This window comes from Paenibacillus caui, assembly GCF_019904135.1.
Lineage (GTDB): Bacteria > Bacillota > Bacilli > Paenibacillales > Paenibacillaceae > Fontibacillus > Fontibacillus caui.
The window spans coordinates 1-18,925 of record NZ_JAIOGQ010000044.1; the positions used below are offsets into that span (position 1 = coordinate 1).

General features: G+C 46.1%; 14 protein-coding genes and 1 pseudogene. 6 read left to right on the top strand and 9 right to left on the bottom strand.

Features of this window, described 5'->3' with window-relative positions:
- A pseudogene (locus K7397_RS21680) lies at positions 1-130 on the top strand (IS256 family transposase); the annotation flags it as partial.
- A gap of 445 nt (positions 131-575) precedes the next feature.
- Here the strand turns inward: K7397_RS21680 and K7397_RS22080 are convergent.
- The gene (locus K7397_RS22080) at positions 576-1,136 is read right to left on the bottom strand and encodes an ATP-grasp domain-containing protein (protein ID WP_223070220.1); all 561 of its coding nucleotides are present in this window, start codon (positions 1,134-1,136) and stop codon (positions 576-578) included.
- Between the two features lie 164 nt (positions 1,137-1,300).
- On the opposite strand from K7397_RS22080, the gene K7397_RS19515 reads away from it, so the two are divergent.
- The 3 genes from K7397_RS19515 to K7397_RS19525 all read left to right on the top strand — a co-directional run bounded on the left by K7397_RS19515 (position 1,301) and on the right by K7397_RS19525 (position 4,725).
- Entirely contained in the window at positions 1,301-1,588 is a 288-nt protein-coding gene (locus tag K7397_RS19515; protein ID WP_223070222.1) for a hypothetical protein, read from the top strand.
- A 297-nt stretch (positions 1,589-1,885) separates the two neighbouring features.
- Positions 1,886-2,911 (top strand): AAA family ATPase, encoded by a 1,026-nt coding sequence (locus K7397_RS19520; RefSeq protein WP_237691076.1) that lies wholly within the window; start codon positions 1,886-1,888, stop codon positions 2,909-2,911.
- A 2-nt stretch (positions 2,912-2,913) separates the two neighbouring features.
- Positions 2,914-4,725, top strand: a complete 1,812-nt coding sequence (locus K7397_RS19525; protein WP_223070237.1) for a DUF2201 family putative metallopeptidase — start codon at positions 2,914-2,916, stop codon at positions 4,723-4,725.
- A gap of 339 nt (positions 4,726-5,064) precedes the next feature.
- Here the strand turns inward: K7397_RS19525 and K7397_RS19530 are convergent, their stop codons facing one another.
- The 8 genes from K7397_RS19530 to K7397_RS19560 all read right to left on the bottom strand — a co-directional run bounded on the left by K7397_RS19530 (position 5,065) and on the right by K7397_RS19560 (position 16,043).
- Entirely contained in the window at positions 5,065-7,494 is a 2,430-nt protein-coding gene (locus K7397_RS19530) for a restriction endonuclease-like protein (RefSeq protein ID WP_223070239.1), read from the bottom strand.
- Positions 7,466-9,622, bottom strand: a complete 2,157-nt coding sequence (locus K7397_RS19535) for an McrB family protein (RefSeq protein ID WP_223070241.1) — start codon at positions 9,620-9,622, stop codon at positions 7,466-7,468. Before K7397_RS19535 ends, K7397_RS19530 begins: the two co-directional genes overlap by 29 nt.
- 87 nt (positions 9,623-9,709) lie before the next feature.
- The gene (locus K7397_RS19540) at positions 9,710-10,567 is read right to left on the bottom strand and encodes a restriction endonuclease (protein WP_223070243.1); all 858 of its coding nucleotides are present in this window, start codon (positions 10,565-10,567) and stop codon (positions 9,710-9,712) included.
- A gap of 868 nt (positions 10,568-11,435) precedes the next feature.
- Complete coding sequence (locus tag K7397_RS19545) at positions 11,436-12,662, bottom strand: RtcB family protein (protein WP_223070245.1); 1,227 nt, start codon at positions 12,660-12,662, stop codon at positions 11,436-11,438.
- Between the two features lie 43 nt (positions 12,663-12,705).
- On the bottom strand, positions 12,706-13,218 hold the full coding sequence (locus K7397_RS21690) for a hypothetical protein (protein WP_237691073.1): 513 nt from the start codon (positions 13,216-13,218) through the stop codon (positions 12,706-12,708).
- 55 nt (positions 13,219-13,273) lie between these two features.
- Positions 13,274-14,113 (bottom strand): hypothetical protein, encoded by an 840-nt coding sequence (locus K7397_RS21695; protein WP_237691074.1) that lies wholly within the window; start codon positions 14,111-14,113, stop codon positions 13,274-13,276.
- Positions 14,085-14,900 carry a nucleotidyltransferase domain-containing protein gene (locus tag K7397_RS19555; protein WP_223070246.1) on the bottom strand — a complete coding sequence of 272 codons (816 nt, stop codon included), beginning with the start codon at positions 14,898-14,900 and terminating at the stop codon, positions 14,085-14,087. The genes K7397_RS21695 and K7397_RS19555 overlap by 29 nt, the downstream gene beginning before the upstream one ends.
- 27 nt (positions 14,901-14,927) lie before the next feature.
- Positions 14,928-16,043, bottom strand: coding sequence for a slipin family protein (locus K7397_RS19560; RefSeq protein ID WP_223070247.1), 1,116 nt, complete (start codon positions 16,041-16,043; stop codon positions 14,928-14,930).
- Between the two features lie 598 nt (positions 16,044-16,641).
- Between K7397_RS19560 and K7397_RS19565 the strand changes: the two genes are divergently transcribed.
- Positions 16,642-17,952, top strand: a complete 1,311-nt coding sequence (locus tag K7397_RS19565; RefSeq protein WP_223070248.1) for a helix-turn-helix transcriptional regulator — start codon at positions 16,642-16,644, stop codon at positions 17,950-17,952.
- Complete coding sequence (locus K7397_RS19570) at positions 17,939-18,748, top strand: WYL domain-containing protein (RefSeq protein ID WP_223070249.1); 810 nt, start codon at positions 17,939-17,941, stop codon at positions 18,746-18,748. Before K7397_RS19565 ends, K7397_RS19570 begins: the two co-directional genes overlap by 14 nt.
- The last annotated feature ends 177 nt before the right edge of the window (positions 18,749-18,925 follow it).

Sequence of the window (18,925 nt, forward strand, 5' to 3'; positions counted from 1 at the left end):
GGACGAGGCGCTGCTAAAGATGCTGTATCTGGTCACCATGGATGTCACCCGCAAATGGACAGGCCGTGTCCAGAACTGGGGCCAAATGCTGTTGCAGTTCTCGGTCTTCTTCCCCGAACGCATCGGCTAACATCTGCCGTAAGGGCAATCTCCCCCATGGGGGAGTCTCTATAAATGAGTTTACACAAAATTATTGACACACCCTACGTAATCATCTTACTTGAAGAGGTTGTTTGGATTGACGATGGAAAAGATCATTAGAAGATATTTATCAACTCCCCTATCGTGCAGCTTGCCGCCTCTGGGCAACCTCAAAACTAAAGGAGATCGATCCTCATTCCCTCTCAAAAGGGAGCTTTCGGACAGACGAACTGGATCATTATCGCAAACCGTGATTTACAGCAGCAGCGTTTTTGTGAGGGAAAAGGTCAGGCTAAGCAGATGAAGTCAAGAAATATTTTTGCTTTCAATGGTTGGCGGCCCGGTATCCTTGTTTACACTCTTTACTTCACCTTGTTCTAAGCGCATCATCCAATATCTCTCCGCAATGGCTGTCGCGGGCAATTGGTGGTACTCTAATGTTCATTCAGCAAAGCCCTATTGCCCTCAAAATCCAATATCGATTGGTAAAAATGTTCCAGGTCCGCATGACTCGGAAGAAGAAAAAACAGCCGGTACTCATTCGATAAAGGCATGCCGCTTTTCGGATGCTTGGTGAGATGCTCCAAAGAAACAAACTCACGAATCTCGATGCCGCCATTCAGCTCCGATCCTTGACGATCAATGAAGTTCCGAAGAACCATTTCAACCCTTTGTTTGTCGGATGCATCAGGTATATAGCAGGCCTCTTCCCACTCATGCTTCCTGGACTTTACGTAATCCTTGACAATAACCGGTTTGTTTTTGAATATGCGCATCTTTTCAAACAGGACATCAACCCCATTTGAAAGCTCTCCTATTTCGAGCCAAATACTCTGTGGAGTTGCCTTTTGAATTGCCTCATAAGAATAAGGAAAATAGTGGCCATTTCTATATTCATAAGGAGAGTTAATTAAGAGAGCGTTTTTCTGCTGCAGTGCATAATATAGCTGTTCGTAATCGTGCGGCTTCATCATCCATTCCCAACTTACGGGCACATTCATATTCCTGTTCATATTCCTGATCTACAGTCTTGTTATTCAAAGGATCGGAGCAAAACACGATCTTCATCCGCCATCCCCCACAAAACAAAATAAACTCAACCAAATCGTACCATGATTTGTTGTTCTTAAGGTGGGAGAAATTTTGGTTAGAGAGCCAAATGAGCAGAAGTGTAAAAAAATCTCCCGTATGGACAGACCATCATACACCCGGTACCCGCTGGAGTAAACGGCAAGCCAGCAAAGCGGTACGCCGCTTCACAGGTGACGTTCAAAATGGCAAGTGGTACCGGAAATTGTTCTGCTCTTGGGATATTTGCGATTACCGTTTTTTCAAAACTAGACAGCAAGCGATACACGAATGGAAAACATCCCGCTGGCAGCGGGATCGATTATTAACTCAGGCAGAAGTCATTAAAGACTGGGATAAGCTCTATAGAAGAAAATAAGCTCAGGCGTCGGCTAGGGAAGCCCGGCGCTTGCGCTTTTTTCACACAAGATCACGAATAGCTAGATTACAATCATACCTGTTATCGTTTCGTATTGAAGAAGGCAGTACGTGATTTGATAATCACAAAGCATACCAACATTGTGAAAGTATTAGTAGGGCAAAAATATTACCCATATTGTTTTAACCAAACTTTACCACTAAGCTCCCGGCGCCTTATGGTATCATTACTTCAACGTTGATTTATGGAAGGAATCGATACATGAATATATCTGCCTCTGTTACGTCTAAGCAAATCATGGATCTTTTGTTGAACATAGCTGTCGTTCGTCCTGTCTTTATTTGGGGACCACCCGGAATAGGGAAGTCATCACTGGTTCAACAATTTGCCGATATGGTGGGGTTACCCTGTGTCTCGTTACTAGGTAGCCAACTGGCGCCGGAGGACTTAATCGGGGTCCCGCAAATTGTAGACGGAAAAAGCAGGTTTTGTCCTCCCAGCATGATTGCCCGAAGTGAGCCCTATTGTCTGTTTCTGGATGAACTGAATGCTTGTACCCATGAGGTTCAGAAGGCTTTCTACAGCCTGATCCTAGAGAAGCGCATTGGCGAATACGTGCTGCCGGAGGGCTCCGTCGTAATCGGCGCCGGAAATCGGGCTCAGGACAGCGCCATTGTGAAGCCCATGTCGTCAGCGCTCATCAACCGGATGTTTCATGTCCAATTAAGGGTTTCCCACCGCGAATGGTTAGAGTGGGCCTATGAGAACGGTATACATCCCCTGGTGATTAACTATATTGAGACTCGCCCGGATCATCTATGGGTACAACCCCCGAAGCACGAAGAACCCTTCTCAACACCAAGGTCATGGCACATGTTAAGCGATGCATTAAAGGAATACGGGGATCAACTGCAGCCGGAAACGTTAGACATTCTGGCAACGGGTTGTTTGTCCCCTCATCACGCCGGGCAGTTCAAGGCATTCTACAAGCAAACTAACAACAAATATAAACTGAAGGCCATTCTGGAGGGCGAGGCCGGCTGGCCGCACCAACCGGAAGATCGGGATGTATTGTACTTCATGGCACAGTCCTTCCGTGCACAACTTATTAAAGAGCTGCCGGAATCTAAAGACATGCTAACCGAGCATCACAGGAGGCTGGCCCACCGTGCTAAGGCTCTGATCAAAAGTCTGAGCACGATCAGTCTGGAAATTGCCCAACTTTCCGTTGCGAAGAGTGAAAACGGTGAAAGTCTTCCCGATTGGTTCCTCGTGGAGATTGTCCGTGACCTGCCGAGGTTAGTACAGAAGAAGGAAGCTTGATTATGGCCAAACAAAAGTCCAGAGAGCTGGACCCTGCTACAAAATCTTATATGGAGGGGCTGCATTTCGTCAGTCAACACCCTATGTTCGCCCCCCTCGCATCCCATGCACGGTTTGTACGTCAGGAGGGGAACCTCTGTCCTGAAAATGGCTGGGCCGTCACAACAAATAATGGGCACATTCATGTACACCCCAAACGGAGGGGACTTCCAGAGGAGTGGGTGTATATTCTTTCCCATGCTCTGCTGCACCTTGGTTTTGGGCATTTTCAAGTGAAGGAGCGGCAGGATCTGTGGAATGCAGCATGCGATTGCTTTATCGCGAAATTTCTTTATGACATGAAGCTTGGGCATCCCCCGGCAGGTATGGATGGACGAGTGGAGATTGCTGCCATAAGTGAGGAAGATCTCTACCAGAGCTTTATGGAGAGTGGACTTTCCTCTTCCTTCTATAATCTTAGTACGGCCGGGCATGGCTATCAGGATATGATCCTGAATCCACGAACAACAGGCCCCACCTACTGGAACAATAAAAATGTAAACTGGCAGGACTGTTTGGGCAAAGGGCTGACAATGGCCGTAACCAGTGCTGTCAATGTAACGGCAGGATATGAAGCTTATTTGGGTGCCAACAAAGATGTTCTAACGCCCGCTCTGAAAGCCCGTAACTGGTTTATCAGCAGCTACCCACTCATGGGTGCCATGGCGGCAGATTTCAAAATCATTGAGGACCCTGTACTTTGCAACCGACTATCCATCTCGGTAGCTGCTGTTGATGCTGAGGCAAAAGAAATCTACGTTAATCCAGCCGCAGGCCTTGACGAGCAGGAGTGCCGTTTCGTGCTCGCTCATGAATTTCTTCATGTGGGGCTCCGGCATCATGCACGTGCCGATGGACGCGATCCTTATTTATGGAATGTTGCTTGCGACTATGTCATCAACCAGTGGTTAATGGAAATGGGGTTAGGGGCCTTTCCTAGGATCGGTGGGCTCCACGATCCCGATCTAAAGGGAATGTCAGCAGAATCAATCTACGATCAAATCGTCAACGATATAAGGCTATATCGTAAAATCGCTACATTTCGAGGAGTCGGTCTGGGAGATATTCTGACCCCGCGTATACCGGATTGGTGGAACCGGAACGACGGTCTTACGCTCGATGAGTTTTACCGCAGCTCCTTAAGCCAAGGTCTTGATTATCATTATGAACAGAACCGGGGGCTGCTACCCGCTGGCCTGGTGGAAGAAATCCGAGCTCTGTCTCAGCCGCCTATCTTATGGGATGTGGAACTTGCGAAATGGTTCGATCATTACTTTTCCCCAATGGAAAAGGTTCGAACCTATTCAAGAATCAGCCGTAGACAATCTTCTACCCCGTATATTCCAAGACCTCGATGGGTGCCGGATGCAGGGGACGAGGATGGGCGTACTTTCGGTGTGGTGCTGGATACTTCAGGTTCCATGGATACCAAGTTACTAGGAAAAGCTCTGGGGGCTATCGCCAGCTATAGTATGTCACGAGATGTCCCGCTGGTACGTGTAGTTTTCTGCGATGCGGCAGTTTACGATCAAGGATATCTTGCTCCAGAAGTGATAGCAGACCGGGTGTCCGTCAAAGGCAGAGGTGGTACCATCCTTCAACCCGGTATTGATTTGTTGGAGCATGCGGAAGATTTTCCAAAAAACGGTCCGTTATTGATTATTACGGACGGCTTCTGCGACAGATTAAGCATACGTCGAGAGCACGCTTTCCTTATACCAAAAGGCCAACATCTGCCGTTTGTACCCAAGGGAAAAGTTTTCCGGATAGATTAAATAACCCATATAATTTGTCGTTTTCTCACTCCCTACTTCTAGAAGTGCGGCTAATTCTTTTGGTTTGATGAGCCAAACCATTGACGCAGGTCCAAAACTGCTGGGGTAGAAAGATGGGCTACATTGGGACCAAAAATTTAACCCCAGAAAAAGCGAAAACCCGCTCCAAGAGCGGGTTTTTAAGTATCAGGCGAGGGGAGTCGAACTTCTGTCCAAAAAAGTCTTCCCCCTATGACTTTCAACAATCAATATTGCAATAGTAGGACTACTATCTATTCCATCAGAACATATTCACAAGTGAAAACTTGATTTCAGCATCAGGTGTTTTCTTAAATTAATTTATTTATCTTCCTCCACCTCAAAACCCAAAGTATCTTTAGCCAGGTCAACGAACTCGTGATCTAATTTCACCTTAACTCTACCCAGCCGCCGCTTCTCCCTCCATTCCTTTAATTCTTCTTCCGTCTCCAGCTTTAATTCAGCAATTTCTAACGCTCGATCTAACATGTACTTCGTCGTATATAAAAGGGTGTATATCCTTTGGCCACCCAAAACAATAGGACGCTCAAGCTTCTCCCATTGCTCCAACGTAAATTTGACGTATAACTCATTCTCCGTACCCGGCCGTGCGGGTCGTTCTTTGATCTCGCCGCGACGTATTACTTGCCAGTCTTTGATTTTGCCGTAGTAGTGAATGCCTGTCTGCCCTGTGCTTTCAAATGTTTTCCGAGATTGGCACATGGCGATGTACTCAAGCTGTGTTAAAATTTTTGTGTCGGATAGGTTCTTAAGCGGCATATGGTAAATGTTATGATGAAGCATCACCTGCAATTGGGAGACATCGCGAAGGGAGCCGACTAATACATTTTTACCGCTAAGTTTATTCGCATAATATTCCTTGGTTCCCCGAGGTCTTGTGGATCTCTCGTACGCCCTCTCCGGACTATCCAAAATAATCTCGTCCAAAAACTGCTCGACTAATTGCGTTGAATTCGGCAAGAAAGGGAACGCGCCTACATTCATGAGTTCAATGCTTTTATAGAATTGATGCTCTTTAAACCGCTCCTCGTCATGGTACGGGAACAAGACATAAGCTCCGAACATACTTCTCTCAAATTCCTTAGAGGAATCATCCATGCTCACAATGGCATCTCGGTATCGGTGCATCGTATTAATATCTTCTTCTATCGGACCTGGTGCCCTATAGGATCTGAAATAATTATCATCTTCATAGGCCGGGTTCAAGCGATATTTCGCATCAAAAATATACTTATAAACCTTTTCCCGCCCGGCATCTTTCTTCTTTAAAGTGAGGACATTGTCCGGACACTGCGGAAGCGTCGGCGAAACATCCTTGCTCGGTAGGGCATTATAATGCAAAATAAACACTTCGCCGGTCCGTGGGTTTCTATACTCCATCCTCGCCTTTTGCGTTTTATCTAAGGTCACGAAGATCCCTTTTCGATTCACCGTAATAATATCTTGGCTTAGCAGCATATATTTTCTGCCAAGAATTTCATTTAGTTTTAGGAAGCACCAATATTCATAGAGCTGTGCCACGTCTTTCATAGACAGCCGAAGCAGGTCATTTTGGATCGATAAGCCCTTTAATAGCATTAAATAATAACGATATACATCCTGATAACCGGAGGCCATTTGCAAAACCAGGCTAACCGTGAAATGCTGCAACCCTCCTACTTCGCGCAAGAATGTCGATTGCAGCAACCTTTCCACTTGGTTAACCATTTTATCGACACGACTCGTAAGCATTAAGTCTTCTTTGCGTTTTTGTTCTCGCCAGCGACTCTTCAGCTTAAACAAATTCCCTTTTACGCGTTCCAGCATCCATTTCACAAACCGATTCTCATTCGTATCATAAGAAATTTGTTTCTTGCATTCTAATAGATGCGTCGCTTTATAGAAACGATCCTCAATTCTGATGTAACCATGTTCCGAATCTTCAGTAAGCATATGGGCCCGTTTTGTCAAAAAAGCGATGTTCTCCTTCCCCGCCTTTCTAACTTTATCAGCAGCCTTCACCTGATGATTCGTCACTAAACGATGATGAGGATGCATGGAGATGCGTCTTACGGCTTCCAGCAAGCGATCAAAAACAAATTGCAAAATGGTGAAATACTCAGTTAAGCTCTGATTCTGTGTATCCCTTAACCCGGTTAACTGATAGGTTCTTCTCATAAAGTCAAACGATAAGTTATAAATCTGCCGGTTCACTTCATTCAGTAGATTTTGATAATCCTGCTTATAATCTATCTTGGACGGAAAAACCTCGATCTCCAGTTGAAATATCGTCTGGCCAGCCAATCTCAATTCAAGTTCCGTAAACCCGACTTCATTGCCAAAGTTCAGCATGCCGGATAAGATAGTATCGCCAAGAGCTTTAAGGGACTGCCGCAAATGAATATTGTCATGGTAAAAAGAAAGCTCTAGCGGCGGGTGCTTCTTTTGAACGACTAACTCATAATTTTGCGTCTCATAAAAACAAGGAAAAGCGGGCATTCCCTCGTGCCAATCTACTAAATCCCCTGTTAGAGGCGAAAAAACTTTGATTTCCTCAATGTGTAAATTAGATATTAGGCTTGAAACCTTAAGCATCCCATTTACCCATTGCTCGTCATAATTCCGATGCAGTTGGAGCGTCTCAACCGTTGGATGGATTGGACGCCCCTGTATGTACAAGGTAAAGAGATTCGTGTCTACTCGAAGCAACTCCCTGCTTGAATCATGAGAGCCAGAAGGAGGTAAATCCATTTTCCTCTAACCTCCTCAACATAAACGCCAGCTTACGTGCGCTATTTGGGTATTTCGCCGGAGGAGGAGTTTTTCCAGCATCCCATCTCGAATAAAGGGTCGAGGCATCCTCCATTAAGGAATTAACATTTACCGATTCCCCATCGAGGCAACCTTTTAATAGTTTAAGAAGGACTCTTTTTACCGAAGCATGACTTCCCTGTATCCTAGGAAGAATCTTCTGGAGCAGCTGCAAATCAAAAGCTTGATCTTCCGTCAGTAATCCGAATCTGTGTACATAGATGCTATAGAAGCAAATGGTATCTCGAATTCGAAAGCCGACATGGGCATGGATCTCTTCCAAAATCTGATTAATGGCCACCAGCTTGTTCGTGGTTCGAATTACCAGTTCTTTGTAATCCATATCTACATTAGCTAGCGTCAAATAATCGGCTCGTAAGAAAAGTTGAGAAACAGGTTCAAGCTCTATATCCAAGCTTCCAGGTTCCCCTTCTCCTTCCGACCATGGCAACTGCATCAAGTTGATGTGGTTGAATTCTAACGTGTTCGCTCGGTCTAACACTTTCTTACTGAACGGATATGTTGTCTCATCCATGTTCACCGTACCAATTAGATACACATTCTCGGGGATACCTAGATTACCGTAGGCTTCTTGATCTTCGATTCGGTCCAATGAGGAAGTTGGAATCAAAACCTCAGTAACAATCTTGCTATCCTGCCATCTCTGCGTCTCCAACAAACTAAGCAAGTCGCTAAAATAATGTTCAACCCTTGCTAAATTCATCTCATCAAGACAAATAAAATAAGGTTTATGCCGATTTTCAGGCAAGGATGCTGACGCCAATACTTCGGTTAATCTTCCTGGTTTGTATTTGCCAGATAAATCTTTGTATCCTACAAGATCAGAGGGATCGCTCCAATCCGGACGTACCGGAATAAGCGTAAATTGGCCATTCTCTCCTGTGGCTCCTAAGCTTTCAGCAAACAGTTTAACTAACTTTGTTTTTCCTGTTCCCGAAATACCTGCAAGAATGACGAACGGTTTCGTCTTTAAGGAAAGATAGAAGTTTTCAATGTGCTTGTCTGGATAATGAAATCCGTTTTTTTCTATATAGGTCTTAATTCGATTTACGACGCCCGGTACATCTACATCTTCGATCACAGGCAAAACTATACGCTCCTCAGGAATAGATTGAACGTTATGAAACTTTGTAAATGAAGGCCAATTGACATCTCCAGATAGATTTTGAATGAACTGAAGACCAGGAATCGAAAAACGGAATAAATATCCTTGGTTTACACCGCCCACGGAATTCAGCGGACCTTGAGAGATATTCAATTTCATCAGTTGTTGGTTAAATAGATCCAAAGGAATGCTTGGGGTAAGCTCGAAGTATTCCGTCTTTACCAATCGTCCTTGCTCTTCCCAATTCGAATTTGATAATGCCTTAGGTTTTGGGGCAACTATAGCAGATTCAATCACCCGGCTGACATATCTAATCTCCTTATTGGCGTAATGGAGAATAATATCTCCTTTCTTCACTTCCTTCATCGTTTCCCAATGGTGTACCAGGTGACCATTTGCATTTTGCAATGGTGCCCATATGACACCTTCAGCTTTGCCTGCGGCAATAGTCGACCCTTGATTTACCCACCATATATTCGGCAGTACCTGTTGAGTGAGCAGTTCAATGCGATATTCAAAAGGGATCCCTGTCGCGTAAAATTCAATATATTCAGCCTGCTCATCGGACAAGACAATATTCTTCTTGCCACTGTTCTCTGCTTTTTGTGCTGTAATGTATTGGTATGTAGCATGGAACTGTGCAATCATAAACTGCTTAAGCTCTTTATTGGAGTCGTAACGAATTTGCAGCGCTTCTCGATCGGCTGACTTCTGGTCAATATTTTGCAGCTTAGCTTTAAAAGTTTGATCTTTGTAGATGAAAGTAAGCAAACGGCTTGTCCCTAACGGCGGGATTTCACCCTGGTTGGCTTCATGAAAGTCAATATGGAATTCCCTTGGAATATGAGTGCCGTATTCAAAAATTGAAAGATCCACCTTTTTTCTCCCAATGAGATTAGGAATGTCGGAATCTTTCCACCAGCTTCTTAGTTGTTTGATCATATGGGCCTCCTTGGGATAGTGCGGGGTTGGATGTTAATTAGTTTAGTCTAAGTGATGAATGTACTTTATCCTTCTATGTCCGAATATCTATATAGCTCTTGTATTTCGACATTTTGGAAAATTACTGCAGCCCCAGAATTCAACGCCTTGCTTGCTCTTTCTTCGTACCATTGGAGCACCGCATTTGCATTTTACTGTACTTGATGCTGAGGTAGCCTTTTTGTTCCTAACGCCCGCCGAGCTTGCTTTTTTTTCACTCTTTTCAACAGGACGACGCTTCTTACTAGGTTGCCATTTGCCCCATGCTCTCAGTTTCTGCTCAACCAGACCTCCATGCCAGTAATCGACTTTGAACTGCTCCGCCTCTTTTTTCGCAGGAGGAGTAAGATCTGAGGTAGTGACGAGCAGCGACAGGATGCAGTCATGATTTCGCTTTGCCGCAACCAGTTCACGGACCGTCATCACTGGAACAAGATTATGATCGGCATAGCATTTAGCCTGAACAGCAGTCTTCTCGCCGCGACGATCAATGATGACAAGATCCACTCCCCCATCATTTCCACCAACGCCAACTTCCTTAACCGTATAGCCCTGATCTCGGAAGTAAAGCGCAAGTAACCGCTCAAATTCTGCCCCAGTCAAATTGTCTAATCGGCTTGTTAAGATGACGTCATCGGATCTGACAATATTACTTGAGCGTCTTGAGGCTGTCCGAGCAGTTGTCTTATTCGTTGCCTCGGTTTTCTGTTTCTTCTGATTACGTCTCTTCCGTGTCCACATTGCCCCAATGATTTCTGCTACTAAAACTGAACCAAAAAGAATCCCGAAAAAGAAACCCCAGTGCAGTCCTGGAATACTGAAATAAATAGCAAGTCCACCAATTATGAATATGCCTCTGAGCACATAAGCGAGCTGCTTACCTTCTGCCTTGTAAGTTCTAGCCATTTACACTATTCATCCTTCCTAATTATGTATCCATCCATTTTTCGACAATAGATCCTAAATTTCCTCCTATACGAGTAAAAAGAAAAGCACCCCTTGGAATGCACTAACAGGAAAGAAGATAGATTCTTCGAATGAAGTGGTTAGAAGTAGCCGTTTGGTCCATTGCATTGGTTGTTGTCGCTTATTAGCCTCCTGATCCTATCCGATATTTTTATACAATATTCTTTTCAAGTGTATAAATTACTGGTTGCTCTAATTATGATCGTCTCCAATGTAGTATCCTTCGTTACATTGAACAAAATTCGCAAAACCTACTAATCCCTTGACCTTAGATAAACATGAGTAGGCGAAACTCATTGATCCATAGAGAAAGTAAACTCGTTTCTATCCTATCTTAAGTTAATTCCTGTGCAAAGATAAATGGCCGTAGACTCTACATCTACGGCCGATTTCCAATTTGAAAAGCTTCTATTTTTCCAAACCATAAAACTGGTCCATACGTTCAAGCCTTACAAGATCTGACTTAGGCAATCCCATTTCTCTCGTCTTTTTCCTGCAATAAGAACAAGAACAATGAATCTTACCCTTAGCAAACTTCCCTCCAAACTTTTCGTGCCATCCGAGCTGCTTAGCGATCTTGCTCTTACGCTGGATCACCCTTCTTCGATGGTGCCGATAGTACGCACGAGTCCGATTTGTGGATTTAATTTTCATTCCATCACGCCCCTTGGGAAAAGGCCCAGCCTGTAAAGGAGCCAAGGGGATTTACGTCATCCCTTACAGGCCGGGCGTGATGAAACTATTAACTTGAACGAACACCATACCATACATCACCTCAACTCAGGCTTAATGAACTGTTGGAAAGGCATTAATCCTTATATGGATCAAACTCATCCGCACCAGCCATGCAGACACCAATTGGTTTCAGCACGTGCATGACCTCGATCGTTTCAGCATGCGCATCCAACACTTCTTGAAGCTTCCGGTAAACAAAGGGACTCTCATCTGTACCCGCGCCGCGCAGTTCTACACCGAAGTCCCGAACAGCCTCCAGCATTTGCTCTGTAGTAATTTGACCGCCGCTGCGGGTCCGGGTTTTCCAGTTCATTTTTCCAGCCGCTTGGGTCCGGCTCATGATCCGTCCCGCTCCATGAACGGTGCTATAATAAGAATCCCTGTTCTCTATGCTGTCCTTCCCTTTTACGATAACGGATATATCCCCCATACTGCCACCGATAAAACCAACCTGACCGGGTGCTGAGGGAGTCGCTCCTTTACGGACGACAACGACCTCTTGTCCGTTGTGTGTCTCTTTCCAAGCATAGTTATGATGGTTATGCACTTCAAGGTCCGCTGCCGTTCCCAGAATGGCTAACACCTGACGGATCACATAATCCCTTCCGGCATAGGCATAACGCCCGGCCAGCTTCATAGCCCTGTAATACATATCGCCAAGCTCACTGTTCAGATCAAGCAGTACAGGCGGCTGATCCATCTTCTCACCGGGGGCGCTGGCGAGAAAATCTCTGCCGGCGGCTAAGTTGATAAAACCGCTTGCCGTTTTATGCCCGAAACCTCGGCTCCCAAAATGATTCGCGATCCACAAACGGCCGGTTCCCACTTCTTCAAACAAGTCTACAAAATGGTTTCCGCTGCCGACTGTGCCGAGTTGATCCCGTGCCAACGATTTGAGCTTGTCGTGCTCCTGCTTGCCTACCGCCTTGTAGACGGCCCAGTCGGGATCATTAAAAAGGTCATGGTCGACCTTTTCGTGATTGACACGGCCCACCCCGAAGGAGATTTTACGGGCGATCTCATCCATTATTTTCGCCAATCTGGGCTTTATGTCTTCTGCAGCCAAGTGGGTTCGCACCGCTTTATTCCCGCATGCAATATCATATCCAACGCCGGAAGGGGAAATTTGCCCGTCATATACAACGACTCCGCCGATCGGCTGACTGTACCCTTTATGATGGTCGGCCATGAGTAGGGTCTGGACCACATTGCCGGTTTCTGCGCACATTTTCGCTTGAGCAAGCGCCCCGTCGTTGGGGTTGCCCCAGACACGAACGCCGTCTATATTTTGATAAGCCATAAGACCATTCAACTCCTGTAAAAATAAAATGCTTTTCCCGTGTTCACAATCCTTTGGCTTCCCGCAGATTCCGAATACGTTCTTTTACCGAGTCGTCGGGCTCTATCTCAGACAAATGATTGACCGCCTTGATAAGCTGATCTCCCCAGGAAGCCACTTCCCAGCCCTCTAACGCCTTGATCGCCATGTTCCGATTTCGAATTACAGGACTGTTCAGGCCGATGAGGATCAGTTCCTTTCCTATTCCCTCAAAACGATCCAAATTTTGCAAAATGGTATCCAGACTCCTATGTGCTGCATATTCTTTGCCAAGCCCCATTTCATCCCCGGGTCCCGTAGCGATTTGCCGCAGCGGCAGATGTTCCTCAGCGAATTGAACCAACTTCCGTATTCTGTTTGAGTCATCAGATTTCATGAGCTGCAAGTAATGCGAATCTTCGAGAGGATTCACAGCAAGCTGGGCATAGAGGTTCTCCCAAATATCGATGCCGAGCTTTTCGGCACATGCTACGCCATAGTAGTGGTTCAACGAATCACCGGTACTAACAGCATTCATAACAATGCTTGCCCACTTGGAATCGGCAATAATCGATTGACAAGCATCTCTATTATCAGTTCTTAACTGATCGGTCCATCCCGCCATTCAACAACGCTTCAATAATATCGGTTGCCCCGTCAAACAAAGCGCTATCTATCTGATCAGCCGAGAGCGCCTCTCGTAAATCACCATTTCTAGCACAAATACAAGCTAAATATTCGTTCATGACGCTGTTTTGGCAGCCTTGGCGGAGCAACCAGTCTTTTATCTCCTGACTAGCCGGCTCGAGTCTCTCAACGATATGAATTTTACCCCAACCATGAACTCGCTTAGCTAATTCAAATAGTACCTGATTACTGTCTTCCATTCCATTTTGAATCGCAACCGCGGCATATAGCGTAAATTCATCATGTCTCCCTAGCGTCAGAAGCAGTTCCTTCATTTGCTCGTTCTGAAAAAGGCCCAGCAGCGCAATTCCGAATTTGACGACATTTCGGTGTGCCGCATTTTCCACCATCCATTTCGCCTCATGGAATATTGCACCTGGTTGTATACCGGGTTGTTTGCGTAACTCATCTAAAATGTCATCGATCATGCCGCCTATATCTGCCTTCACAAGCTTAGCATACAGGGCCTTTCTAGTTGAATTCTTCGGCTTTCTGAATTGCTTCGCCAGCAGACGGGCTAGCTCCTGTACCTCATCCGTCATCTTACCAGGCCCCGCATGGTGACCAAATGCTCCATCCAAACCGCCCGCTACCCACCTCATTTTACTGCCTGACCAGAATTCTTCGTCATCCGGCAGGGAACCGTCCACGGATTCGCCTTGTTCCCGAATGTATGAATAAATGGAGGTTTTGCCTTCCCAAAGAGGCCGAACAGCTTTATTGAAGAAAAGTACCATCGTTTTCATCACCTTTTTCCCATACTTCTTTCAGCACGGACCGGAACAAATCATCTAGCCGCTGATTCTGTCCCCCACCGGACGTTTGCATACCCGCTGCCATCCGCTCGTAATATTCGATTCTTTCTTCCAAAAACTCGTTTATCGGATTGATCCTCGGTTCGTAATCCATTTCGTCGCCTGCCTTTTTGCGGACAAGCAGACCGTCCATAACCGCCTTAAGCTCGCTTCCCCTTGGCACAACAGCATCGACCAACCGATCAAATTCTATAGGCGGCATGGTGCTGTACTTCTCGATCCATTCACATGCTAGAATCGGGCGGAGAACATAGAAGTATTTTTTGATCTTTACCCGATCACCCTGCAGGTATTCCCTATAGTTCCCTTTCGCCATGTGTAAATAGTGATACATGCATGACCTTGGGGAAAACGTGAATGGAGAGATGCGGCGGATTTGCTCTGCTATCGCATGGTTCTCCCTATATACAATCGGGGACTGAAGCCACTCGAGCAGCGGCGGATTCGATTTTCGGAACAGGTTCAAGGCTTTTCGCAGATCCCAGCCGTTGATGTCCAGCATGTCACTAATCGGCCGCTCGATGACATCCCGCTTCTCAAAAATCGATAAGTACCAATCTACCGGTCTAACATAAAGAAATCTGACATCATAGTCGCTATCCTTGGACGGGAACCCCCATGCCCGGCTGCCCGATTCACAAGCGTACAAGATCCGAACGTTTTCTTCGCACTCGATGCGTTCAAGCACACTCAAGATATGTTGATGGTAACTGCTCATATGAAACCCTCCTTAGGGTACGGTTCGTTATTTGCTTGCTGCCTTTTTCTCACCAATGAGAGAGCTCAACCGTTCCAACAGATCCCCGCCGCCCGTTAAAGAGATGGACCCGATTTTCTCGCATATTTTCTCCAGGAATTCCAGCTCCTTCAGACGGAATAACGTCTGATTCTCGTCCATCAGCTTCGCGGTATTAAGCAAACTTCGGGTCGATGCCGTTTCTTCCCGACGAGTAATTAGATTCGCCTGGGCCTTCTTCTCTGCAAGCAGGACAGTATTTAGGATCTCTTTCATTTCTCCCGGCAAAATGACATCCTTAACCCCCGCACTCAGGAACTGTACTCCGAACTCTTCACCCTTCTCACGTAAACGAGACAGTACGAACGAGGCAACGTCCTCTTTCCGTTTCAAGAGATCGTCTAATTTAAGAGTTCCGACATATTCCCGAAGCATGAGCTGAAGCTGGATATGAATTTGCTCGTCGAACGATTTCATTTCCAAAGCACGTAATGGCTTTACAATCTTGTATTGGCAAACGAAGTTCAACCGCAGCGTAACTTTGTCTTCTGTCATGATTTCTTGGCCGATGAGATCCATTTGTTGTTGTCTTACATCAATCGTCTTGACCATAACCGAAACGGTCCCCTTCCAGAAGTAGTACTTTCCAGGAGAAAGCTCTCGTTGTAAAACATGATCATAAAATAAAAATCCGGATTCGTAACTCGCAATTTCGCAGGACTGCACATGGGCTGCGAGCTTCGGTATAATCGAACGGTCTACCTCGGCAGGCAATTCAGGTTCTCTGATATCCGTATGCAAAAAGGTATGTTTTTTAAGTATGTTCCAAAAGGCGTAGACACCAGGCTTAAGCAGTTGTACGAATTGACCGTCCTCATAATGCAGCACGTATTCATGGTCTTGTACTCGTACAATATCGAGCTCTCGCACGAGGTCTTCTTCGTGAAGGAACATCTGCAAATCTTTGCCCTCTACAACGAACGGATTCGCAATATTCAACACGGCAACTGTGGTTTGCGACCACAATAAATAGTGATAGGTCCCCGGAATGAGCTTTTTCACATAACTTCCTTTATGAAAGAGTAAGCCGCGCTGGTCAGCTTGAATGGTTACTTTTTTAAACATATTCGTTACCCCCTTAATGGTTCGACCATTGGACGAAAGAATCCCACTGCGGTTCCGGCGGAATCTCGTTTTAGACAAGCGGTCTGCCAGTGATTTTTAAGGACATTTGATTCAGGAGGGTGGCCCTACTTCAGCTATCCTTCTTCCTCTTCCATCCTAAAAAGCCTCCCGGAATTTCGCACCATCGGTATCCACGGATTGCAAAGCCTTTCCTGCAGTGCGCTCAAACTAGCCGCTAGGGATTCTATCCTTTGGTTCATTGTTCAAGTTGTCGCTCGATTGGAAGTCGAGTATTCTACCAGAATCGCTCCCTAGGCGATTGGGGAATCGAACCCCAAATAGTGGATTCTTACCGATCCGATCGTACAGGATACCGTAACATATCATGCACGGCACTGCGGGATAAACCGATATCCCCGCCTCGTTACGACCGTCCGAATAAGAACCGATGTATGATGAATACAGGTTCTATAATCGCTCATTTCAACCTGAAGGAACATGGTGAAAGTATTACGACCGAACATAAACTTTTCCATTTGACCCAACTCCCGCCCCTGATACAATGAATGAAGAGGTCTCATTTGAACGGGGGATTATTTTGGCAAAAGAGAGCTTTGATAAAGAGATCCAATTCTTACGCATGCTTGTCCTGACAAGTGGGGCGTTCAGCAGACAACAGTTCGCAGAAAGATTGGGCATATCCGTCCACACCTTTGATAAAACGATCCGAAGGCTTAAAGAAGTCGTAACCTCCATGCACCAGCATTTGCCGCAGGAACAGAGCAGGGAGTTCTCCGAGACCATTCGCTTCAGTTATTATGACTCCACCGATCCTCTGCTCTTGTTTCTGTTTCGCGCCAAATCCGTAAAGGAATCCGAAAGTCAAAGAATCTCACTGCTGTTAGGCGCGATGAATAAACAGACGCGATCTGCCATGGAGCTGCTGAATATGTGCTGCAACAGTCTGTCACCTGGCCTTCCGCTGCCTGACGAGAAGACCATTCGGTCGGACCTGAAATACCTGGAAGAGGTTGGCGTCATCGTTAAAGAGCAGGGACCCCGCCCCTACCGGTATCGTATCCAAGACGACTTGGTCCGGAACTTATCGGATGAAGAGCTTATCGATTTGTATGATTTTGTGGATGTGATGGCGAACACGCAGGTCCCTTCTGTTCAAGGCTACCTGCTGCGCGATGGACTCAAGAAGCATCTTTTGCGCAATCAAGCCCGGCAGCATGCCGTCGAATCATTTTTATATAAGTATCACTATTACTCGCGGATCCTGGATGAGGCACATCTGTTTACGCTCCTGCATGCCATCCGTCACCGCCGCAATGTCCGTTTTCTGTACTTCTCGCCGAAGTCTGAAAAAAGCTACGCCTCCAAAAACACCAATCCCCTGTTTGAACGGGAGACGGAGGGCAAAGTCCATAAGACCCTTCCGCTTAAAATTGTCTATGATCATCAATATGGAAGATGGTACCTGCTGTCCCATGGCCGAGAGGGGATTCGGAAATACCGAATGGAAGGAATCACGCAAATTGAAGAGGATGAAGCCGTGGACGAGGTTTGGTATGAGGAAAAGAAAACCAAGCTTGCCGAGAAAATACGATACAGCTGGCTGATCGATACTGGCCGGCCGGTGACCGTGCGTGCCCGATTTTATAATCCGGAAGGTTCTGAACCGAACTTCATTAAGGAGCGGGTACTGCTGCAGGGGCAGTGGGGACAGATTGTGTTCGAAAATGAAGATTCATTTATTTACGAGATTACCGTAAACGGCACTACTGAAATCAAGCCGTGGCTGCGGAGTTTCGGTTCCAGCTGTGAGGTTCTGGAGCCCATTCAGTTTCGCCGGGAAATGATTGCCGAATGGAAGGAGATTCAGTCTTACTATGAATCTGTTTGAGAAAATATTCAATCACCAGATCATCTCCCGGTTGGAGGATTCCGGTACTTTCATGGTCACCTCGCACGAACGGGCATGGCTGAAGACAATGCTGGAACATCCCGCGGCGGCCGATGCTTTCACTGCGGACACTTTTGACAAGCTGCGTTCAATCCTCGAGCCGGATCAGGTAATGGATACCTCCCGCCACTTGATTGAAAAAGCCCGAAGTCAGGAGAAGCAAGTCTATCACCCGCTCCTGCGGCCTTTGCGGCGGCACATCATGAATAAGAGGGGCATTCGTATAACCTACGAGATTAAGGGCGGACGTGTTAACACAGGCCATTCGGGCTTTCCTTATAAGCTGGAATACTCCATGGTCAAACGGGAATGGTATTTGCTCTGGTACCACACTCGGCATCACGCCTTCATGAGCACCAGGCTGAAGAAGATCCATTCTGTTGCGGCAGAACCTATAGAGCCGTCAGCAGCGGAAAGCATTCTGAAGAAGATCGGAAAAACTCTTGAATCGCGTAAAAGTGAGGCGCTTATTGAAATTGTCCGTATATATAACGCTGAGTTGTCCCGCATCCTTTACGCCTTCTCCAGCTTCGAAAAAAATGTTGAGTATGATACGGAGAACGATACATACCGAGTCAGAGTCTCTCTGCTTGGGGATGAAATGGAGTATTTACTTTCCAAGATTCGTTTTCTGGGTAAGAGGGTTCGGGTGGTGGAAGGCGATTATCTGAAAAGGCGGATGGTGGAAGCGTCGTCGAAGGCTTTGGAGCGTTACGGGGTCTTTCCGGCCGATTAGGAGCTGTCTTCGTGACTCGTTAAAAGAGTAGTATGGAGAACTTTTTCTTGATCAAAAACGAAAACTGCGGATTTGTGGATCTGACTTGGACAATTGCCATCTCAATCTACTCCTAAACTACAAATTGAAAACCTTGCGAGATACCCTTTACCTGCACCCTGCTATGTCACTTATTGT

Excerpts from the sequence above, each read along its gene's own strand:
- K7397_RS19515 (WP_223070222.1), top strand. The coding sequence starts at position 1,301 with ATGAGCAGAAGTGTAAAAAAATCTCCCGTATGGACAGACCATCATACA.
- K7397_RS19520 (WP_237691076.1), top strand. The coding sequence starts at position 1,886 with ATGGATCTTTTGTTGAACATAGCTGTCGTTCGTCCTGTCTTTATTTGG.
- K7397_RS19525 (WP_223070237.1), top strand. The coding sequence starts at position 2,914 with ATGGCCAAACAAAAGTCCAGAGAGCTGGACCCTGCTACAAAATCTTAT.
- K7397_RS19530 (WP_223070239.1), bottom strand. The coding sequence starts at position 7,494 with ATGGATTTACCTCCTTCTGGCTCTCATGATTCAAGCAGGGAGTTGCTT.
- K7397_RS19535 (WP_223070241.1), bottom strand. The coding sequence starts at position 9,622 with ATGATCAAACAACTAAGAAGCTGGTGGAAAGATTCCGACATTCCTAAT.
- K7397_RS19540 (WP_223070243.1), bottom strand. The coding sequence starts at position 10,567 with ATGGCTAGAACTTACAAGGCAGAAGGTAAGCAGCTCGCTTATGTGCTC.
- K7397_RS19545 (WP_223070245.1), bottom strand. The coding sequence starts at position 12,662 with ATGGCTTATCAAAATATAGACGGCGTTCGTGTCTGGGGCAACCCCAAC.
- K7397_RS21690 (WP_237691073.1), bottom strand. The coding sequence starts at position 13,218 with ATGAATGCTGTTAGTACCGGTGATTCGTTGAACCACTACTATGGCGTA.
- K7397_RS21695 (WP_237691074.1), bottom strand. The coding sequence starts at position 14,113 with ATGAAAACGATGGTACTTTTCTTCAATAAAGCTGTTCGGCCTCTTTGG.
- K7397_RS19555 (WP_223070246.1), bottom strand. The coding sequence starts at position 14,900 with ATGAGCAGTTACCATCAACATATCTTGAGTGTGCTTGAACGCATCGAG.
- K7397_RS19560 (WP_223070247.1), bottom strand. The coding sequence starts at position 16,043 with ATGTTTAAAAAAGTAACCATTCAAGCTGACCAGCGCGGCTTACTCTTT.
- K7397_RS19570 (WP_223070249.1), top strand. The coding sequence starts at position 17,939 with ATGAATCTGTTTGAGAAAATATTCAATCACCAGATCATCTCCCGGTTG.